Source organism: Nonomuraea sp. NEAU-A123 (assembly GCF_018603905.1).
In the GTDB taxonomy this organism is placed as follows: Bacteria; Actinomycetota; Actinomycetes; order Streptosporangiales; family Streptosporangiaceae; genus Nonomuraea.
The window spans coordinates 59,515-75,464 of record NZ_JAHFZZ010000005.1; the positions used below are offsets into that span (position 1 = coordinate 59,515).

Sequence of the window (15,950 nt, forward strand, 5' to 3'; positions counted from 1 at the left end):
TAGGTCGGTCCATTCGAGGGCTGGCACGAGTTCGGTGCTCAAGTGCTCGGTCTCCGGAATCTAGTTGTCTTGTGGTGGTACCGGTTGGCATATCCCGCCCACACCGGACCCTAACTGAGTGGAGTCGGCGATCGATTCCCCTTCCACCCCGTGCGTGTCCCCCCATTGGCCGGACCGGACGACCCTGCTACTACAGTTTGGTTGTTCTCGTTGTCACAGGGACGCCCTGGCGTCCGTCCAAGAGATTCCGCTCCAATCAGAGGTTACGCGTTGACTCCGCACGTGCTGGAAGCGCCTTGACGGTGCTGACGAACAGGCAGACGACGGCCCCCGCTCCCGCGGCCGAGCCGCCAAGGACGATCGGCATGCTCGTCAAGGCCTACATCGCTCTCACCAAGCCGCGGATCATCGAGCTTCTGCTGATCACGACGCTCCCTGTGATGTTCCTCGCGGCCGGCAGGCTGCCGCCGCTGTGGACGTCGGTGGCGGTCATGGTGTTCGGCACCCTGTCCGCCGGCAGCGCCAACGCGCTCAACTGCTACGTGGACCGCGACATCGACCAGAAGATGCGCCGCACCAGGCGGCGCCCGCTGGCCAGGCACCAGGTCTCGCCGACCGGCGCGCTCATCTTCGGCATCGTGCTCGGCGTGCTGTCCACGCTCGGCCTCTGGCTGACCACCAACTGGCTGGCCGCCGTGCTGTCCACCGGCGCCATCCTGTTCTACGTCATCGTCTACTCGATGATCCTCAAGCGGCGCACCGCCCAGAACATCGTCTGGGGCGGCATCGCGGGCTGCATGCCGGTGCTGATCGGCTGGGCGGGCATCACCGGGCGGCTCGACTGGGCGCCGCTGGTGCTGTTCGGGGTGGTGTTCTTCTGGACGCCGCCGCACACCTGGACGCTGGCCATGCGCTACAAGGAGGACTACGCGGCGGCCGAGGTGCCGATGCTGCCCGTGGTGGCCACCGAGCGCCGGGTGATCCGGGAGTCGATCGCCTACACCTGGGCCACCGTGCTCTGCTCGCTGGCCTTGTGGCCGGTGGCGGGCACCACGCTGTTCTACCCGATCGCGGCCGGCGTCCTGGGCGTCATGTGCCTGTGGGAGGTGTACCGCCTGCTGGCCCGCCTCAACTCCGGCAAGACCGGTGTCGACCTGCGGCCGATGCGCTTCTTCCACTGGTCCAACGCCTATCTGGCGCTGCTGTTCCTCGCCGTGGCCATCGACCCGCTGCTGAGCTGACGGGCCACGCGACCTGGGCGGGACAGTGTCTTTTTGATCGGTTACAGTCACCGTATGGCGTCCCGTGATCCACGCTGGGTGTTGAAGGACCGCCCGTCGTTCGCGTTGATCATCGGGCTGATCGTGACCGGCCTGTGCGCGCTCGTCTCCTTCGCTTTCGACGTGCTCAACGGCGCGCCCGTGGAGTTCTTCATCTCGCTCGTCCTCGCGCTGGCGCCGGTGCCGCTGCTGCTGGCCGCCGTGCTCGCGCTCGACCGCATGGAGCCGGAGCCGCGCAGCAACCTCATCTTCGCCTTCGCCTGGGGAGCAGGGGTGGCGGTGCTTGTCGCGGGCCTGATCAACTCGCTCAACCTGCACTACATCATCGACACCGCCAACCTGAGCGCGGCCAACGCGCGCAACGTCGCCGCCACGTTCGGCGCGCCGGTGGTCGAGGAGTCGATGAAGGGGCTGGTGCTGCTCGGGCTGCTCAGGTTCCGCCGGGCCGAGTTCGACGGGCCGACCGACGGCGTCATCTACGCCAGCATGGTCGGGCTCGGCTTCGCGATGAGCGAGAACGTCAGCTACTACGTCGCCGCGCTCAGCTCCGACCAGGGCGGCATGGGGCTGGCCGTCACCGTGGTGCTGCGCGGGGTGCTGTCGCCGTTCGCGCACCCGCTGTTCACCTCGATGATCGGCATCGCGGTCGCCTACGCCGCCCAGCGCAACGGGTCCGACCGGGTCTTCATCATCATGGCCGGCTGGGTCGGCGCGATGCTCCTGCACGGTCTCTGGAACGGTCTCACCTCCTACGGCGGCTTCCCCGGCCTGGTCATCGCCTACCTGGTGCTGCTGATCGTGCTGGTGGTGCTCATCGCGCTGGTGCTCAGGGACCGGCGGCGCATCGTCGCCCTGATCCAGCGCTACCTGCCGCCGTACGAGCCGACCAAGCTGGTCAACCGGGCCGACATCTACATGCTGTCCGCCCTGTCGCGGCGCCGGCAGGCCAGGCAGTGGGCCAAGGTCTACGGCGGCAAGCGGGGACTGCGCGCGATGCGCGACTACCAGCTCGCGGCGACCGAGCTGGGCCTGCTGCACGAGCGGGCCGCCAAGCGGATGGTCGACGAGCAGACCTTCCACGAGGAGCAGCGCGCCCTGCTCGAATGCATGAGCGCCGCCAGGTCCGGCTTCCCGATGACGCCCGCCCACTTCAGAGCCGCGGCGCGGGGCGCCCCGCCACCGGGCTACGCGCCCGGCGCCCCCGGCTGAGCCAGGATCGCGCGCAGCGAGGTCTCGCGCGGACCGGGATAGACCGGGGCCGAGTGCAGCACCAGCGCGTCGGCGAACGCCTTGCCGGTGGCGAACAGCTCACGGGTGGCCGAGGCGTAGGTGGTCACGGCCCACTGCTTGGCGGAGTCGTCGCCCACGCCGAAGGTCGTCAGGCCCGCCGTACGGCAGAGTGCGACCGCCCTCGGCAGGTGGAACACCTGCGTGACCACGGTCAGCCGCTCGGCGCCGAAGACCTGGCGGGCCCGCACGCATGAGTCCCAGGTGTCGAACCCGGCGTAGTCGAGCACCATCACCGCGTCGGGCACGCCCCTGGCCCGCAGGTAGTCGCGCATGGCCGTCGGCTCGTCGTACTCCTTGCGGCTGTTGTCGCCAGACAGCAGCAGCGCCTTGACCTTGCCCGCTCGATAGAGCTCGGCCGCGATGTCGAGCCGCCGGGCCAGGAAGGGGGAGGGGTGGCCGCTGAACAGGCCCGCGCCCAGCACGAGCGCCACTTGCGAGGCGGGCACCCGGGCCAGCCAACCGCCGGTGTCGGCCACCACGCGGCGCTCCGAGCTGTCGAGCCACGCCCACGTCATCGGCGCCAGGGCGATCACGCTGAGCAGCACCAGTCCTTGGTACAGGCGGCGCAGGGTCTTCCGAGCGGGGCGGGCGAAAGCCACTCGAGGACCTCACAGGTAGGGGGACGTAGTCCCTCATACCTTGGCACAGCGGCTCAGACTCTGGCCGGTGTTTCCGTGGGGGAGGAGGCGGCCGGGGCCGTCAGCGCGTCGCGGGTGCGCAGCGAGGTGACCACTCTGAGCGTGGCGATCCAGACCAGGGTCGAGCCGAGCACGTGCACGCCGACCAGGAAGGCGGGCACCGCCAGGAAGTACTGCGTGTAGCCGATCACGCCCTGGGCCAGCTCCACCACGATCAGCGCCAGAGCGGCCCGGCGGGCCGCTCTGGGCGCGTCGGTCACGTGCAGCGCGAACATCAGCGCGAACGACAGCCCGACCACGAGGTAGGCGATGTCGGCGTGCAGCCGCACCACGCTCTCGATGTCGAGGTCGAAGCGCGAGGCCAGCGCGTCGCCGGAATGCGGCCCCGTGCCGGTCACCAGCACCCCGGCCAGCAGCAGCACGGCCACCGCCGCGACCAGCACGTGGCCGAGGCGCCGGATGTCGCGGTGCGTCACCCGGCGGACCGGCCCGTCGCCTTCACTTGCGCGCGCGTAGAGCGCCCAGCAGCCGGCGATCAGCGCGATGGAGACCAGGAAGTGCACGCTGACCGTGAACGGGTTGAGCAGGGTCCTGACCACCAGCCCGCCCCACAGCGCCTGGAAGACGATGCCCGCGGGCTGCAGCAGGGCCAGCCGGAGCAGCGCACGGCGCCGCGGGGCCAGCCGCATCGCCGACACCACGCAGGCGAACCCCACCGCCAGCACCAGGAACGTCAGCAGCCGGTTGCCGAACTCGACGGCCATGGTGACGGGCGAGATCTCCGGATGCGCGATCGGCACGAAGCTGTCGGGCGTGCATCTGGGCCAGGTCGGGCAGCCGAGCCCCGAGTCGGTGACCCGCACGGCCGCGCCCGTCACCGTGATGCCCGCGTTGACCACCACGGCGGCCAGTGCCCAGCCGCGCATCGACTCGGCGGTCGGCGCCCAGAAGGAGAACAGGCGCCGGACCAGAGCGTTGGGGTGGTCCGTGGGTAGTTTCACGTCGTCGAGCTTCACGTCAACGATGGTAAGGGCCTGGTCGTCCGGTCCTCCCACCGGGAACGTGCTTCTCAACCAGCATGGGTATGTGACATATTACAGGCGGGGAGGTGAAATGTCCGATGTGATTGTCATCGGCGCCGGAGTGGTGGGCGCCGCGTGCGCTTATTACGCCGCCCGGGCCGGACTGGACGTGACCGTGGTGGATCGCGGCCCGGTGGCGGGCGGCACGACGGGCGCGGGCGAGGGCAACGTGCTGGTCTCGGACAAGGAGCCGGGCCCGGAGCTGGACCTGGCGCTGCTGTCCAACCGCCTCTGGGGTGAGCTGGCCGCGATGGGCGGGTTCGAGTACGAACCCAAGGGCGGACTGGTCGTCGCCGAGACGGACGAGGTCCAGAAGCAGCTCGTCGAGCTGGCGGCGGAGCAGGGTGTCGAGTATGCCGTGGTGCCCGGCGCCGACCTGCGCGGTTACGAGCCGCACCTGGCCGAGGGGCTCGCGGGCGGCGTGTACTACCCGCAGGATGCCCAGGTGCAGCCCATGCTGGCGGCCGCGCACCTGCTCAGGCATGGTGCGGAGAGCTACGGCCACGGGACGCTGCACCTGCGCACCGGTGTCACCGTGACCGGATTCACGCGGTCCGGCGAGCGGGTGACGGGCGTACGCACCGACCGGGGCGACATCCTCGGCGGCGCGGTGATCAACGCGGCCGGCACCTGGGGCGGCGAGATCGCCCGGCTCGCGGGCGTGGACCTGCCGGTCCTGCCCAGGCGCGGCTTCATCCTGGTCACCGAGCCGCTGCGCGAGCCGCTGATCCGGCACAAGGTCTACACCGCCGCCTACGTCACCAACGTGGCCAGCGACTCGGCCGATCTGGAGACCTCGGCCGTGGTCGAGGGCACCCCGGCGGGGACCGTGCTCATCGGGGCTAGCAGGGAGCGGGTCGGGTTCGACCGGACGACCTCGCCCCGGGTGCTGGCCCGGCTGGCGGCTCAGGCCGTCGCCCTGTTCCCGGTGCTCCGGGAGGTGCGGGTGATCAGGTCGTACTGCGGTTTCCGGCCGTACTGTCCCGACCACCTGCCGGTGATCGGGCCGGATCCGCGCGCGCCCGGGCTGTATCACGCGTGCGGGCACGAAGGGGCCGGGATCGGTCTCGCGCCCGCGACCGGGCTCGTGCTGTCGCAGCTCCTGACCGGCGCCCGCCCCGAACTGGACCCGCGTCCCTTCCGCCCGGACCGCTTCTCATCCGGGACTCCGGTAGAGCCCTCGCCTGAGTCCTCCCGTGCGACCGAGGAGTCCGCGTGACCTTCCAGATCACGATCGACGGCCGGGCCGTGCCGGTCGAGCCGGGGCAGACGATCGGCGCGGCCCTGCACGCGGCCGGGGTCCGCGCGTGGCGCACCACCCGCTTCGGCGGCCGGCCGCGCGGGCTGTTCTGCGGCATCGGCGTCTGCTTCGACTGCCTGATCACGGTGAACGGCCGCCCCCCAGAACGCGCCTGCCTGCTGGAGGCCCGGCCCGGAGACGAGGTGACGACCTCATGAGCGCGCCCGACGACCGCGTGAGCGCGGCCTGCGATCTTGTCGTGGTCGGTGGCGGGCCCGCCGGGGTGGCGGGGGCGCTGACGGCGGCGCTGCGCGGCCTGAACGTGGTTCTCGTCGACTCGGGAGCCCGCCTCGGCGGCCAGTACTTCCGCCACCAGGCCGGAGCGGCGCACACCGCCACCCCGGGTCTGGACCGGTTCCTGCGCCAGGGTCGCGCGCTGGGCGAGCGGGCCGAGGTGCTGCTCGGACACCAGGTGTGGACCGTGACGCGGGACGGCGACCGGCTGACCGTGCACTGCCAGACCCCGGACGGCCGCCCGGTGGCGATCCGCTGCCGCGACCTCCTGATCGCCACCGGCGCGCACGACCGGCCGCTGCCGTTCCCCGGCTGGGACCTGCCCGGCGTCCTGACGGCGGGCGGCGCCCAGGCGCTGCTCAAGGGCAACGGCGTGGTCGCGGGCGGCCGGGTGGTCGTCGGCGGCACCGGGCCGTTCCTGCTGCCCGTGGCCGCCGGCCTGGCCGGGGCGGGGGCCGAGGTGCTGGGCGTGTTCGAGGCCAACGGCGGGCTGGCCCTGGCCCGGCATCCGGTGCTGGCCCTGGGCAAGGCGGGGGAGGCGGCGGGCTACGGCCTGGCCATGGCCAGGCACCGCGTGCCGTACCGGACGCACCAGGCGGTGATCGCCGCGCACGGCGAGCGCGAACTGGAGGCGGTCACCGTGGCGCGGCTCGACGGCGACTGGAACGTGCTCGCCACCAGGGAAGTGGCCTGCGACACGCTGGCCGTCGGCTACGGCTTCGTCCCCCAGATCGAGCTCGGCGTCGAGCTGGGCTGCCAGACCCGGCCGGACGCGGACGGCATGCCCGTGCTCGCGGTGGACGGCCGCCAGCGCACCACGGTGGACGGCGTCTGGGCGGCGGGCGAGCCGACCGGCGTGGGCGGCAGGCACCTGGCCGAGCTGGAGGGCCGCATCGCCGGCCTGGCCGTCGCCGGAGCGCCGGTCCCCGGCGTGCTGGCCAGGCGGCGCCGGCGGATGCGCGCGTTCGGGGAGGCGCTGCACCACGCCTATCCGGTCAAGCCGGGCTGGCAGAGCTGGCTGCGCGACGACACGCTGGTGTGCCGGTGCGAGGAGGTGCCGGTCGCCCGCGTACGCGCGGCGCTGGCGCTCGGCGCCACCGACGCGCGCTCCGTCAAGCTGCTGGCCAGGCCCGGCATGGGCTGGTGCCAGGGCCGCGTGTGCGGCTACGCGGTCGCCTGCCTGGCCGGGGAGCGGCCCCGGCCCCCTCGCCGCCCCATCGCGCAACCCATCTCTCTCGGCGCTCTCGCCGACCTCGACACCCACTGATTTTGGAGGAAACTTTAATGACAAATCGCGCTAAGTCCTGGCACGGTGTCATGGTGGCCACGGCGCTCCCGCTGCACGCGGATCTGTCCGTCGACTTCGACGGCTATGCCGACCACTGCCGCTGGCTGGTCGAGAACGGCTGCGACGGCGTGGTCCCCAACGGATCGCTGGGCGAGTACCAGACGCTCACTCCCGAGGAGCGGACCAAGGTCGTGGAGACGGCCGTCGAGGCCGTCGGCGGGCCCAACGTGATGGCGGGCGCCGCCGCGTACGGCGCGGCGGAGTCGCGGCGCTGGGCCGAGCAGGCGGGTGCGGCGGGCTGCGGATCGGTGCTGCTGCTGCCGCCCAACACCTACCGGGCCGACGAGCGGTCCGTGATCGCGCACTACCGCGAGGTGGCCAAGGCCGGGGTGCCGATCGTCGCTTACAACAACCCGTACGACACCAAGGTGGACCTGACACCCGCGCTGCTCGCGACCCTGTACGGCGAGGGTCTGATCGTGGCCGTGAAGGAGTTCAGCGGCGATCCGCGCCGGGCCTATGAGCTCGCCGAGCTGGCCCCCGGGCTCGACCTGCTGATCGGGTCCGACGACGTGCTGCTGGAACTGGCGGTGGCCGGAGCCGTCGGCTGGGTCGCCGGGTACCCCAACGCGCTGCCCGCCTCCAGCGTCGCCCTCTACCGGGCCGCGCTGGCCGGTGACCTCGACACCGCGCTGCCCCTGTACCGCAAGCTCCACCCGCTGCTGCGCTGGGACTCCAAGACGGAGTTCGTGCAGGCCATCAAGCTGTCGATGGACCTGGCGGGCCGTCATGGCGGGCCCTGCCGCCTGCCGCGCGTGCCGCTGACGGAGGAGCAGGCGGCGGCCGTACACGGTGCGACGGAGAAGGCGCTCGCGGAGGGCCTGCGATGAGGACGAAGCGGGTCTTCCACGCCGTCGACTCGCACACCGAGGGCATGCCCACCCGCGTGATCACCGGTGGTGTGGGCGTGATCCCCGGCGCGAGCATGGCCGAGCGGCGCGTCTACTTCCGCGACCACCTCGACCACATCCGCCGGCTGCTGATGAACGAGCCGCGCGGCCACGCCGCCATGAGCGGCGCCATCCTGCAGCCGCCGACCAGGCCCGACGCCGACTGGGGCGTGCTGTTCATCGAGGTGTCCGGGCTGCTGCCGATGTGCGGCCACGGCACCATCGGCGTGGCGACGGTGCTGGTGGAGACCGGCATGGTGGAGGTCGTCGAGCCGGTCACCACCGTGCGCCTGGAGGTGCCCGCCGGGCTCGTCGAGGTGGACGTGGCCGTCGAGGACGGCATGGCCATGTCGGTGACGCTGCGCAACGTGCCCGCCTACTGCGACAGGCTCGACGCCGTCGTCACCGTGCCGGGCTTCGGCGACATCCGGTACGACCTGGCGTACGGCGGCAACTTCTACGCGATCGTCGACCTCGACGACTACGGCCTGCCCTTCGACCGCAAGGCCAAGAACGAGATCCTCGCCGCCGGGCTGGCCACGATGGCGGCCATCGACGCCGCCGACGAGCCCGTGCACCCCGAGGACGACCGCATCCGCGGCTGCCACCACGTCTACTTCGCCGCGCCGGGCTCCAACGCGCACCACTCGCGGCACGCGATGGCCATCTATCCGGGCTGGTTCGACCGCTCGCCCTGCGGCACCGGCACCAGCGCCCGCATGGCCCAGTTGCACGCCCGCGGCGAGCTGCCGGTGGGCTCGGCCGGCTGGGACTTCGTCAACGAGTCGTTCATCGGCACCCGGTTCGTCGGCCGGCTGCTGGCGGAGACCACCGTCGGCGGGCGGCCCGCGGTCGTGCCCGCCATCACCGGCCGCGCCTGGGTCACCGGTACCGCCCAGTACTTCCTCGACCCGCGCGATCCGTTCCCCGAGGGGTTCGAGCTATGAGCGTCAGCACGGCCGACTACCACATCGCGGGCGAGCCGCTCAGGATCGTCCGCCACACCGGCATCGCGGGGCTCCGGTGAACCCGCTGCCCTACCTCGACGCCGCCACCATCGAGCGGCTGGTGCCCGTGGCGCGGGCCGTACGGATCCTGGAAGAAGCCCTGCGAGCCGGGCTCGATCCGGAGGAGACGCCGCTGCGGCCGGTCGTCGACCTGCCCGCCGGGCAGCTCCTGCTGATGCCCGCCGCCGCCGGACGCTACGCGGGCGTGAAGGCCGTCACCGTCGCGCCCGGCAACGCCGCGCGCGGGCTGCCCCGCATCCAGGGCACGTACCTGCTGCTCGACGGCGAGACCCTGACCCCGCTGGCCGCCATGGACGGCATCGCGCTCACCTCGCTGCGCACCCCGGCGGTCTCGGCGCTGGCCGTCACGCACCTGGCCGAGCCGGACGCCCGCACCCTGGTGGTGTTCGGCACCGGCCCGCAGGCGTGGGGGCACATCCTCGCGCTGAGCGCGGTCCGGCCCGTCGAGCGGGTCACGGTCGTCGGCCTCGACCGCGACCGCGCCGAAGAGCTCGCCGCCCGCTGCCGCGAGCACGGCCTGCCGGCTCTGGCCGAGCACGGCCAGGCCCCCGACCTGCGTCCCGTGGCCGAGGCGGACCTGATCGCCTGCTGCACCACGGCCAGGGAGCCGCTGTTCCCCGGCGAGCTGGTCCGCGACGGCGCCACGGTCGTCGCGGTCGGAGCGCACGAGCCCGACGCCCGTGAGCTGGACGGCGACCTCATGGCCCGCGCCACCGTCGTGGTCGAGGCCAGGTCGGCGGCGCTGGCCGAGGCGGGGGATGTGGTCATCCCGGTGCGCCAAGGTACGATCACCACCGGTCACCTCGCCGGGAACCTCGCCGACCTCGTCGCCGGCCGGGTGCCCACGGGTGCCGGTCCCCGCGTGTTCAAGAGCACCGGGATGGCGTGGGAGGACCTGGTGGTCGCCGCCGCCGCGTACGAGGCGTGGGCCTAGCGGGGCGTCCCCGACGGGCGTGATCCAGCGGGCGTGTACTGAGAGTGAGGGGATGGCCGGATGGCTGCCGAGAACCGGCTCGACCTGCCGATGGTGGGCGAGCGGCAGAGCCTGCGCGAGCAGGTCGCGCACGCGCTCCGTGCCGCGCTGATCACCGGTGAGATGCGCCCGGGGGTGGTCTACTCCGCGCCGGTGCTGGCCGCGCAGTTCGGCGTCTCCGCGACGCCCGTCCGTGAGGCCATGCTCGACCTGGCCAAGGAGGGGCTGGTCGAGGCGGTGCGCAACAAGGGCTTCCGGGTCACCGAGCTGTCCGACCGCGATCTCGACGAGCTGACCGAGATCCGGCAGCTCATCGAGGTGCCCACCGTGACCCGCCTGGCCGACGCCTCGCGCGCCGAGGAGTTCGAACGGCTCAGGCCCGTCGCCGAGGAGATCGTCGCCGCGGCCGAGCGGGGCGACCTGCTCGGCTATGTGGACGCCGACCTGCGCTTCCACGTGGAGCTGCTGACCCTGTCGGGCAACGCCCACCTGGTCGAGGTGGTCAAGGACCTGCGCAACCGGGCCCGGCTCTACGGCCTCTCGCAACTGTCGGAGCGCGGCACGCTGTCGGACTCGGCCCGCGAGCACGTCGCGCTGCTCGACGCGCTCAAGACCGGCGACACCAAGGCGGCCCGCACCATCATGTCCGAGCACATCCAGCACGTCCGCGGCATCTGGGCCGACCCGCGCTGATCACGCCCGGGGGGTCATGTCATTTCGTGGCGCGCGTGGTCCCCAGGCTGGCGGCCACGATGCAGATGATCGCCGCCCACTGCTGCGCGTGCAGCAGCTCGCCCAGCACCACCACACCGACCAGGGCGGCCATCGCCGGCTCCAGGCTCATCAGGATGCCGAACACGTGCTTCGGCATCCGGCGCAGCGCCTGCAGCTCCAGCGAGTACGGGATCACCGACGACAGCAGCCCCACACCCAGCCCGACCAGCAGCAACTGCGGCTGGAGCAGGTCGCCGCCGCCCGACGCGACGCCCACCGGCGCGATCACGATGGCCGACACGATCATCGCGAACGACAGCCCGGTCGTGCCGGGGAAGCGCCGCCCGACCGAGGCCGACAGCAGGATGTAGGCGGCCCAGCACGCGCCGGCCGCCATCGCGAGCCCGATGCCGACCCAGCTCATCGACGCCGACTGGCCCCACGGCGCGAGCAGCGCCACACCCGCCCCCGCCAGGCCGATCCACAGCAGGTCGAGCCGGCGCCTGGACGCCGCGACCGCCACGCCCAGCGGCCCGAGGAACTCGATCGCCACCGCGATGCCCAGCGGCAGCCGCGCGATCGCCTCGTAGAAGGTGAGGTTCATGACCGCCAGCGTCACGCCGAAGCCGAGCCCGACCCCCAGGTCACGCCACGACATCCCCTTCAACTTGGGCCTGGCCACCGCGCCCATGATCAGCGCGCCCGCCCCGATGCGCAGGAACACCACCGCGCTCGGCGGCAGCGACGCGAACAGCTCCTTGGCGAAGCCCGCCCCGAGCTGCACCGAGAAGATCGCCAGCAGCACCAGCCCGGAAGGCGGGATGGAGTCGGCGGCGGCACGCAGCACACTGCCGGGTTTGGGAAGCCCCGATCCGCGGTCGAAAGGATCATCCAGGGCGAACGCGGTCACGGCACTCCTCGGTAGGTCGGCTGGCGGGTAGAACGGTACCGAGCCAGGCCGACATTCCCTCACCGAGGTGGTAGTAATACGCGTTGATCATTGAAGCCGACAATTCGCTTCGCCGTGAACCTACGGGGTAGGCCTGTGGCTGTTCACCAGGCCGGTCAAACGCCTGTCGCGGACGTGGCCGCCGCCCGTGCTCATCGCCGTCGGGGGAGCGCACCTCTGCGCCGGGTACGCGCTGGTGGCGGCGTACGTCAGCCTGCCGACCGTCGGCGTCGCCGCGCTGCTGCTGGGCGCCGGTGCTGCTCACTCCCAGCGGAACGTGCGCGAGGCCAGGCCCAGGGACAGCACCGCCCAGGCGGCCAGCACCGCCAGCGCCCCCAGCGGCAGGGCCGCGCCCTCGGCGAGCACGGAACGCAGCCCGCGGGTCAGCGCCGAGATCGGCAGCAGCTCCAGGGCCGGCCGCACCCCGGCCGGGAACTTGTCCAGGGGGAAGATCACCCCACCCGCGCCGAGCAGCACCAGGTAGACCAGGTTGGCCGCGGCCAGCGTCGCCTCGGCCCGCAGCAGGCCCGCCATGAGCAGCCCCAGCCCGCTGAACGCCGCCGTGCCCAGCAGCACGAGCAGCACCGCGGCCACCGGCGAGCCCTGGGGCCGCCAGCCGAGCGCCAGCGCGACCGCCACGATCACCACGACCTGGACGCCCTCCACCGCGAGCACCGCCACCGTCTTGGCCAGCAACAGCCCGGCCCTGGACAGCGGGGTCGCGCCGAGCCGCTTCAGCACGCCGTAGCGGCGCTCGAAGCCCGTCGCGATCGCCTGCCCGGTGAACGCCGTCGACATGATCGCCAGCGCGAGCACGCCCGGCGCGAGGAAGTCGATCCGCCGGCCCCCGCCGATGTCGATCAGCGGGGCCAGGGAGAACCCGACGAGCAGCAGCACCGGGATGATCAACGTCAGCAGCAGTTGCTCGCCGTTGCGCAGCGTCTGGCGCGTCTCGGCCGCAGCCTGCGCCAGCACCATGCGCGCGAACGGCGCCGCCACCGGGGCGGGGGTGAAGTCGAGCGTGGTCATCGCAGCTCCCTGCCGGTCAGCTCCAGGAAGACGTCTTCGAGCGTACGGCGCTCGATGCTCAGGTCGGCGGCCATGACGCCCTCGGCGGCGCACCAGGTCGTCACGGTCGCCAGCAGCTCCGGGCCCACCTGGCCCTCGATGATGTAGTGGCCCGCGGGCGACTCCTTGGCGGCGCTGCCACCGGGCAACGCGTTGAGCAGCTCGTCCAGCGAGAGCCCCGGCCGGGCCCTGAAGCGAAGCTGCCGCTCGGCCCCGGTCAGCGACTCCGGGCTGCCCTCGGCCACCACCCGGCCCCGATCGATGATCACCACCTGGTCGGCCAGGCGTTCGGCCTCGTCCATGTGGTGTGTGGTGAGCACCACCGAGACCCCCGCGGCCCGCAGCTCGCCCACCAGGTCCCAGCAGGCGTGCCTGGCCTGCGGGTCGAGCCCGGCCGTCGGCTCGTCGAGGAACACCAGCTCCGGCCGGCCGATGACCGCCGCGGCCAGGGAGAGCCGCTGCTGCTGGCCCCCCGACAGGCGGCGGTAAGGGGTACGGGCATGCTCGGCCAGGCCGAGCCGTACCAGTAGCGCGGAGGCGTCGAGCGGACGGGCGTAGAAGCGCGAGATCAGGCGGAGGAACTCCCCGCAGCGCATCGCGGGCGGCACGCCGCCGGCCTGGAGCATGACGCCCACCCGGGGCCGCAGCGCAGGCCGGTCGGGCGGCAGGCCCAGCACCCGCACCGTGCCGGAGTCGGCCGTGCGGAACCCCTCGCAGATCTCGACCGTGGACGTCTTGCCGGCGCCGTTGGGCCCGAGCACGGCGGTGACCGCGCCACGCTCGGCGCGCAGCGACAGGCCGTCGACGGCGGTGCTGCCGCCGTAACGCTTGACCAGGTCGATGAGCTCGACGGCTGGGGATTCCATGGCCACGAGTTTAGGGACTGCCGGCGACGGTTCGCCTGGCAACCCTGCCCGGTCCCCCGCCAAGCCCGATCGTGGCCGGATGGTGGCCGGATATGGACAGCTATTGACCCGGCCATTTCTCGGAAAGTCCCCACCAGGAGTGAAAGTCTGAGAGTGACGTCCACATCACAGGAGGTTGCCATGTCACAACGCAGTGGCTATGCGCCCGGCGTTCCATGCTGGGTGGATCTGTCGAGCACCGACGTCGAGGCGTCCGTCCGCTTCTACGACGAGGTCTTCGGCTGGCGGGCGGAGATGATCGACGATCCGGCGGCCGGGGGCTACGGCCAGTTCACCTACAACGGCAAGAAGGTCGCCGGAGTGGGCCCCGCCTTCGGCGAGGGCATGCCCGCGACCTGGAACACCTACGTCGCCACCGAAGACGCCGCCGCCACCGCCGACCGGGTCAAGAACGCGGGCGGGAGTGTCGTCATGGAGCCCATGCAGGTGTTCGAGGAAGGCACCATGGCCGTCTTCCAGTCGCCCGACGGGTCGTTCATCTCGATCTGGGAGGCCGGCCGGCACAACGGCGCCGAGCTGGTCAACGAGCCGGTCTCCTTCTGCTGGAACGAGCTCGTCACCCGCGACGTCGCCACCGCGGAGCGCTTCTACTCGGCCGTCTTCGGCTGGAGCCCGCACCTCCAGGAGATGGAGGGCGTGAAGTACACCGAATGGCACGGCGGGGACGCGAGCATCGCCGGCATGATCGAGATGGCGCCGCAGTACCCCCCGGAGACGCCGTCCCACTGGATGACCTACTTCGCCGTCGCCGACCTCGACGCCACCGTCGGCGCGGCCGAGCGCGCGGGGGCCACGATCCTCGTCGGCGCCATGGACGCGCCTCCGGGACGGTTCGCGATGCTCACCGACCCGCAGGGAGCGGCACTGTCCGTGATCCAACTCCGCGAAATCAGTTAAACATCCCATAATTGGGAATCCGGCCGACCGGATGTTGGTTAGACCCCTCGGCCCTCGTGGGTCACACGCCTGCGAGGGAGAGGGGTTCACGCATGTCCGTGGCAGAAGCCACGCCAGTCATCACGTCACCTGTAGTCAAGGAAAACCGCCGCGGACTTCTGCTGATCATCCTGGGAGCGCTGTCGGCCATCGGCCCGCTCTCGATCGACATGTACCTGCCCGCGCTGCCCGCCATCACCGGCGAACTGCTGAGCACCCCCGCGCAGGTACAACTGACGCTGACCGCCTGCCTCATCGGCGTCTCCGTCGGCCAGGTGGTCGCCGGACCGGTGAGCGATGTGCGCGGCCGGCGGCTGCCGCTGATCGTGGGCGTGGCCGGGTACGCGCTCGCCTCGCTGCTGTGCGCCTTCGCCCCCTCGGTGCCGGTGCTCATCGTGTTCCGCCTGCTGCAGGGCATGCTGGGCGGCGCGGTCCTGGTCATCGTCCGGGCCGTCGTCCGCGACCTCTACGACGGCGCCGCCATCGCGCGCATCTTCGCCACGCTCATGCTCGTCAGCGGCCTCGCGCCGATCCTGGCCCCGATCGCGGGCGCGCAACTGCTCGCCTTCACCTCCTGGCGCGGCGTCTTCGTCGCGCTGAGCATCGCCGGGATCGTGCTGCTCGTGGCCATGCTCGGCGGGGTCCGCGAGACGCTGCCCGCGCACCAGCGGGAGAGCGGCGGCCTCAAGCACACCGTGCGCGTCTTCTGGCGGCTGCTGCGCGACCGCTCGTTCATGGGCGGCGCGCTGACCGCCGGGCTGGCCTTCGCCGCCATGTTCGGCTACATCTCCGGCTCGCCCTTCGTGCTGCAGGAGGTGTACCACGCCACACCGCAGCAGTATTCGCTCATCTTCGGCCTCAACGCGCTCGGCCTGACCCTCATGGCCCAGGTCGGCGGGCGGCTCTCGGGGCGGGTGGCGCCGGCCCGCCTGGTGGTCACCGGTCTGTGCGTGGCCCTGGCCGGCGGGGCGCTGCTGCTGGCCGCCGCCGTCCTCGGACTGGGCCTGGCGGGCATCGTCGCCGCGCTGTTCGTTATCATGTGCGGCCAGGGTCTGGTGCTTCCGGGCACCGGTGCGCTGGCCCTGGCCAGTCAGCCGCAGCAGATCGCGGGCAGTGCCTCCGCCCTGCTCGGTGTGCTCCAGTTCGCGCTGGGCGCCTTGGCCGCGCCGCTGGTCGGCTTGGTGGGCGCGGGCACGGCAGTGCCGATGGCCTCGGTGATGCTGGCGCTCATCGCCTGCTCCGCGGTGGCGTTCCTGGTCATCGGCCGAGTTAGGTAAGCCTACCCTGCGTGAGA

16 protein-coding genes are annotated in these 15,950 nt (G+C 72.0%); 11 read left to right on the forward strand and 5 right to left on the reverse strand.

Going from position 1 to position 15,950, the window contains the following annotated elements:
* Window positions 1–296: 296 nt before the first annotated feature.
* Together KLK06_RS15965 and KLK06_RS15970 are read left to right on the forward strand one after the other, a co-directional pair.
* Complete coding sequence (locus KLK06_RS15965; RefSeq protein WP_214636262.1) at window positions 297–1,241, forward strand: heme o synthase; 945 nt, start codon at window positions 297–299, stop codon at window positions 1,239–1,241.
* A gap of 54 nt (window positions 1,242–1,295) precedes the next feature.
* Window positions 1,296–2,489, forward strand: a complete 1,194-nt coding sequence (locus KLK06_RS15970; RefSeq protein ID WP_214636264.1) for a PrsW family intramembrane metalloprotease — start codon at window positions 1,296–1,298, stop codon at window positions 2,487–2,489.
* On the opposite strand, the gene KLK06_RS15975 is transcribed toward KLK06_RS15970, so the two are convergent.
* Entirely contained in the window at window positions 2,465–3,169 is a 705-nt protein-coding gene (locus KLK06_RS15975) for an ElyC/SanA/YdcF family protein (protein WP_308168277.1), read from the reverse strand. The two genes, KLK06_RS15970 and KLK06_RS15975, sit on opposite strands and share 25 nt — an antisense overlap.
* Window positions 3,170–3,222: 53 nt before the next feature.
* Entirely contained in the window at window positions 3,223–4,224 is a 1,002-nt protein-coding gene (locus KLK06_RS15980; RefSeq protein WP_308168278.1) for a COX15/CtaA family protein, read from the reverse strand.
* Between the two features lie 97 nt (window positions 4,225–4,321).
* On the opposite strand from KLK06_RS15980, the gene KLK06_RS15985 reads away from it, so the two are divergent.
* The 7 genes from KLK06_RS15985 (at window position 4,322) to KLK06_RS16015 (ending at window position 10,756) form a co-directional block, all read left to right on the forward strand.
* Window positions 4,322–5,509 (forward strand): FAD-binding oxidoreductase, encoded by a 1,188-nt coding sequence (locus KLK06_RS15985; protein WP_214636265.1) that lies wholly within the window; start codon window positions 4,322–4,324, stop codon window positions 5,507–5,509.
* Complete coding sequence (locus tag KLK06_RS15990) at window positions 5,506–5,748, forward strand: (2Fe-2S)-binding protein (protein ID WP_214636266.1); 243 nt, start codon at window positions 5,506–5,508, stop codon at window positions 5,746–5,748. Before KLK06_RS15985 ends, KLK06_RS15990 begins: the two co-directional genes overlap by 4 nt.
* Complete coding sequence (locus KLK06_RS15995) at window positions 5,745–7,091, forward strand: NAD(P)/FAD-dependent oxidoreductase (protein WP_214636267.1); 1,347 nt, start codon at window positions 5,745–5,747, stop codon at window positions 7,089–7,091. Before KLK06_RS15990 ends, KLK06_RS15995 begins: the two co-directional genes overlap by 4 nt.
* Window positions 7,092–7,108: 17 nt before the next feature.
* Window positions 7,109–8,002: a dihydrodipicolinate synthase family protein gene (locus KLK06_RS16000; protein ID WP_214636268.1), complete on the forward strand. Its 894-nt coding sequence runs from the start codon at window positions 7,109–7,111 to the stop codon at window positions 8,000–8,002.
* Window positions 7,999–9,009 (forward strand): proline racemase family protein, encoded by a 1,011-nt coding sequence (locus KLK06_RS16005; protein WP_214636269.1) that lies wholly within the window; start codon window positions 7,999–8,001, stop codon window positions 9,007–9,009. The genes KLK06_RS16000 and KLK06_RS16005 overlap by 4 nt, the downstream gene beginning before the upstream one ends.
* A 76-nt stretch (window positions 9,010–9,085) precedes the next feature.
* Complete coding sequence (locus tag KLK06_RS16010; RefSeq protein WP_214636270.1) at window positions 9,086–10,024, forward strand: ornithine cyclodeaminase family protein; 939 nt, start codon at window positions 9,086–9,088, stop codon at window positions 10,022–10,024.
* A gap of 60 nt (window positions 10,025–10,084) precedes the next feature.
* A complete protein-coding gene (locus tag KLK06_RS16015) occupies window positions 10,085–10,756 on the forward strand; it encodes a GntR family transcriptional regulator (protein ID WP_214636271.1) in 672 nt (223 codons plus the stop codon).
* A 19-nt stretch (window positions 10,757–10,775) separates the two neighbouring features.
* On the opposite strand, the gene KLK06_RS16020 is transcribed toward KLK06_RS16015, so the two are convergent.
* The 3 genes from KLK06_RS16020 to KLK06_RS16030 form a co-directional block, all read right to left on the reverse strand.
* Window positions 10,776–11,687 (reverse strand): DMT family transporter, encoded by a 912-nt coding sequence (locus KLK06_RS16020; protein ID WP_214636272.1) that lies wholly within the window; start codon window positions 11,685–11,687, stop codon window positions 10,776–10,778.
* Window positions 11,688–11,987: 300 nt separating this feature from the next.
* Window positions 11,988–12,755, reverse strand: coding sequence for an ABC transporter permease (locus KLK06_RS16025; RefSeq protein WP_214636273.1), 768 nt, complete (start codon window positions 12,753–12,755; stop codon window positions 11,988–11,990).
* Window positions 12,752–13,660 (reverse strand): ABC transporter ATP-binding protein, encoded by a 909-nt coding sequence (locus tag KLK06_RS16030; RefSeq protein ID WP_214636274.1) that lies wholly within the window; start codon window positions 13,658–13,660, stop codon window positions 12,752–12,754. Before KLK06_RS16030 ends, KLK06_RS16025 begins: the two co-directional genes overlap by 4 nt.
* A gap of 180 nt (window positions 13,661–13,840) precedes the next feature.
* Here KLK06_RS16030 and KLK06_RS16035 point away from each other — a divergent pair, with 180 nt between their 5' ends.
* Together KLK06_RS16035 and KLK06_RS16040 are read left to right on the forward strand one after the other, a co-directional pair.
* Entirely contained in the window at window positions 13,841–14,617 is a 777-nt protein-coding gene (locus KLK06_RS16035; protein ID WP_214636275.1) for a VOC family protein, read from the forward strand.
* A gap of 92 nt (window positions 14,618–14,709) precedes the next feature.
* Entirely contained in the window at window positions 14,710–15,933 is a 1,224-nt protein-coding gene (locus KLK06_RS16040; RefSeq protein WP_214636276.1) for a multidrug effflux MFS transporter, read from the forward strand.
* Window positions 15,934–15,950 lie beyond the last annotated feature (17 nt).

Coding starts and splice junctions, on each gene's coding strand:
- KLK06_RS16025 (WP_214636273.1), bottom strand. CDS start 12,755: ATGACCACGCTCGACTTCACCCCCGCCCCGGTGGCGGCGCCGTTCGCG.
- KLK06_RS16030 (WP_214636274.1), bottom strand. CDS start 13,660: ATGGAATCCCCAGCCGTCGAGCTCATCGACCTGGTCAAGCGTTACGGC.
- KLK06_RS16005 (WP_214636269.1), top strand. CDS start 7,999: ATGAGGACGAAGCGGGTCTTCCACGCCGTCGACTCGCACACCGAGGGC.
- KLK06_RS16015 (WP_214636271.1), top strand. CDS start 10,085: ATGGCTGCCGAGAACCGGCTCGACCTGCCGATGGTGGGCGAGCGGCAG.
- KLK06_RS15985 (WP_214636265.1), top strand. CDS start 4,322: ATGTCCGATGTGATTGTCATCGGCGCCGGAGTGGTGGGCGCCGCGTGC.
- KLK06_RS15995 (WP_214636267.1), top strand. CDS start 5,745: ATGAGCGCGCCCGACGACCGCGTGAGCGCGGCCTGCGATCTTGTCGTG.
- KLK06_RS16000 (WP_214636268.1), top strand. CDS start 7,109: ATGACAAATCGCGCTAAGTCCTGGCACGGTGTCATGGTGGCCACGGCG.
- KLK06_RS16040 (WP_214636276.1), top strand. CDS start 14,710: ATGTCCGTGGCAGAAGCCACGCCAGTCATCACGTCACCTGTAGTCAAG.
- KLK06_RS15970 (WP_214636264.1), top strand. CDS start 1,296: ATGGCGTCCCGTGATCCACGCTGGGTGTTGAAGGACCGCCCGTCGTTC.
- KLK06_RS16035 (WP_214636275.1), top strand. CDS start 13,841: ATGTCACAACGCAGTGGCTATGCGCCCGGCGTTCCATGCTGGGTGGAT.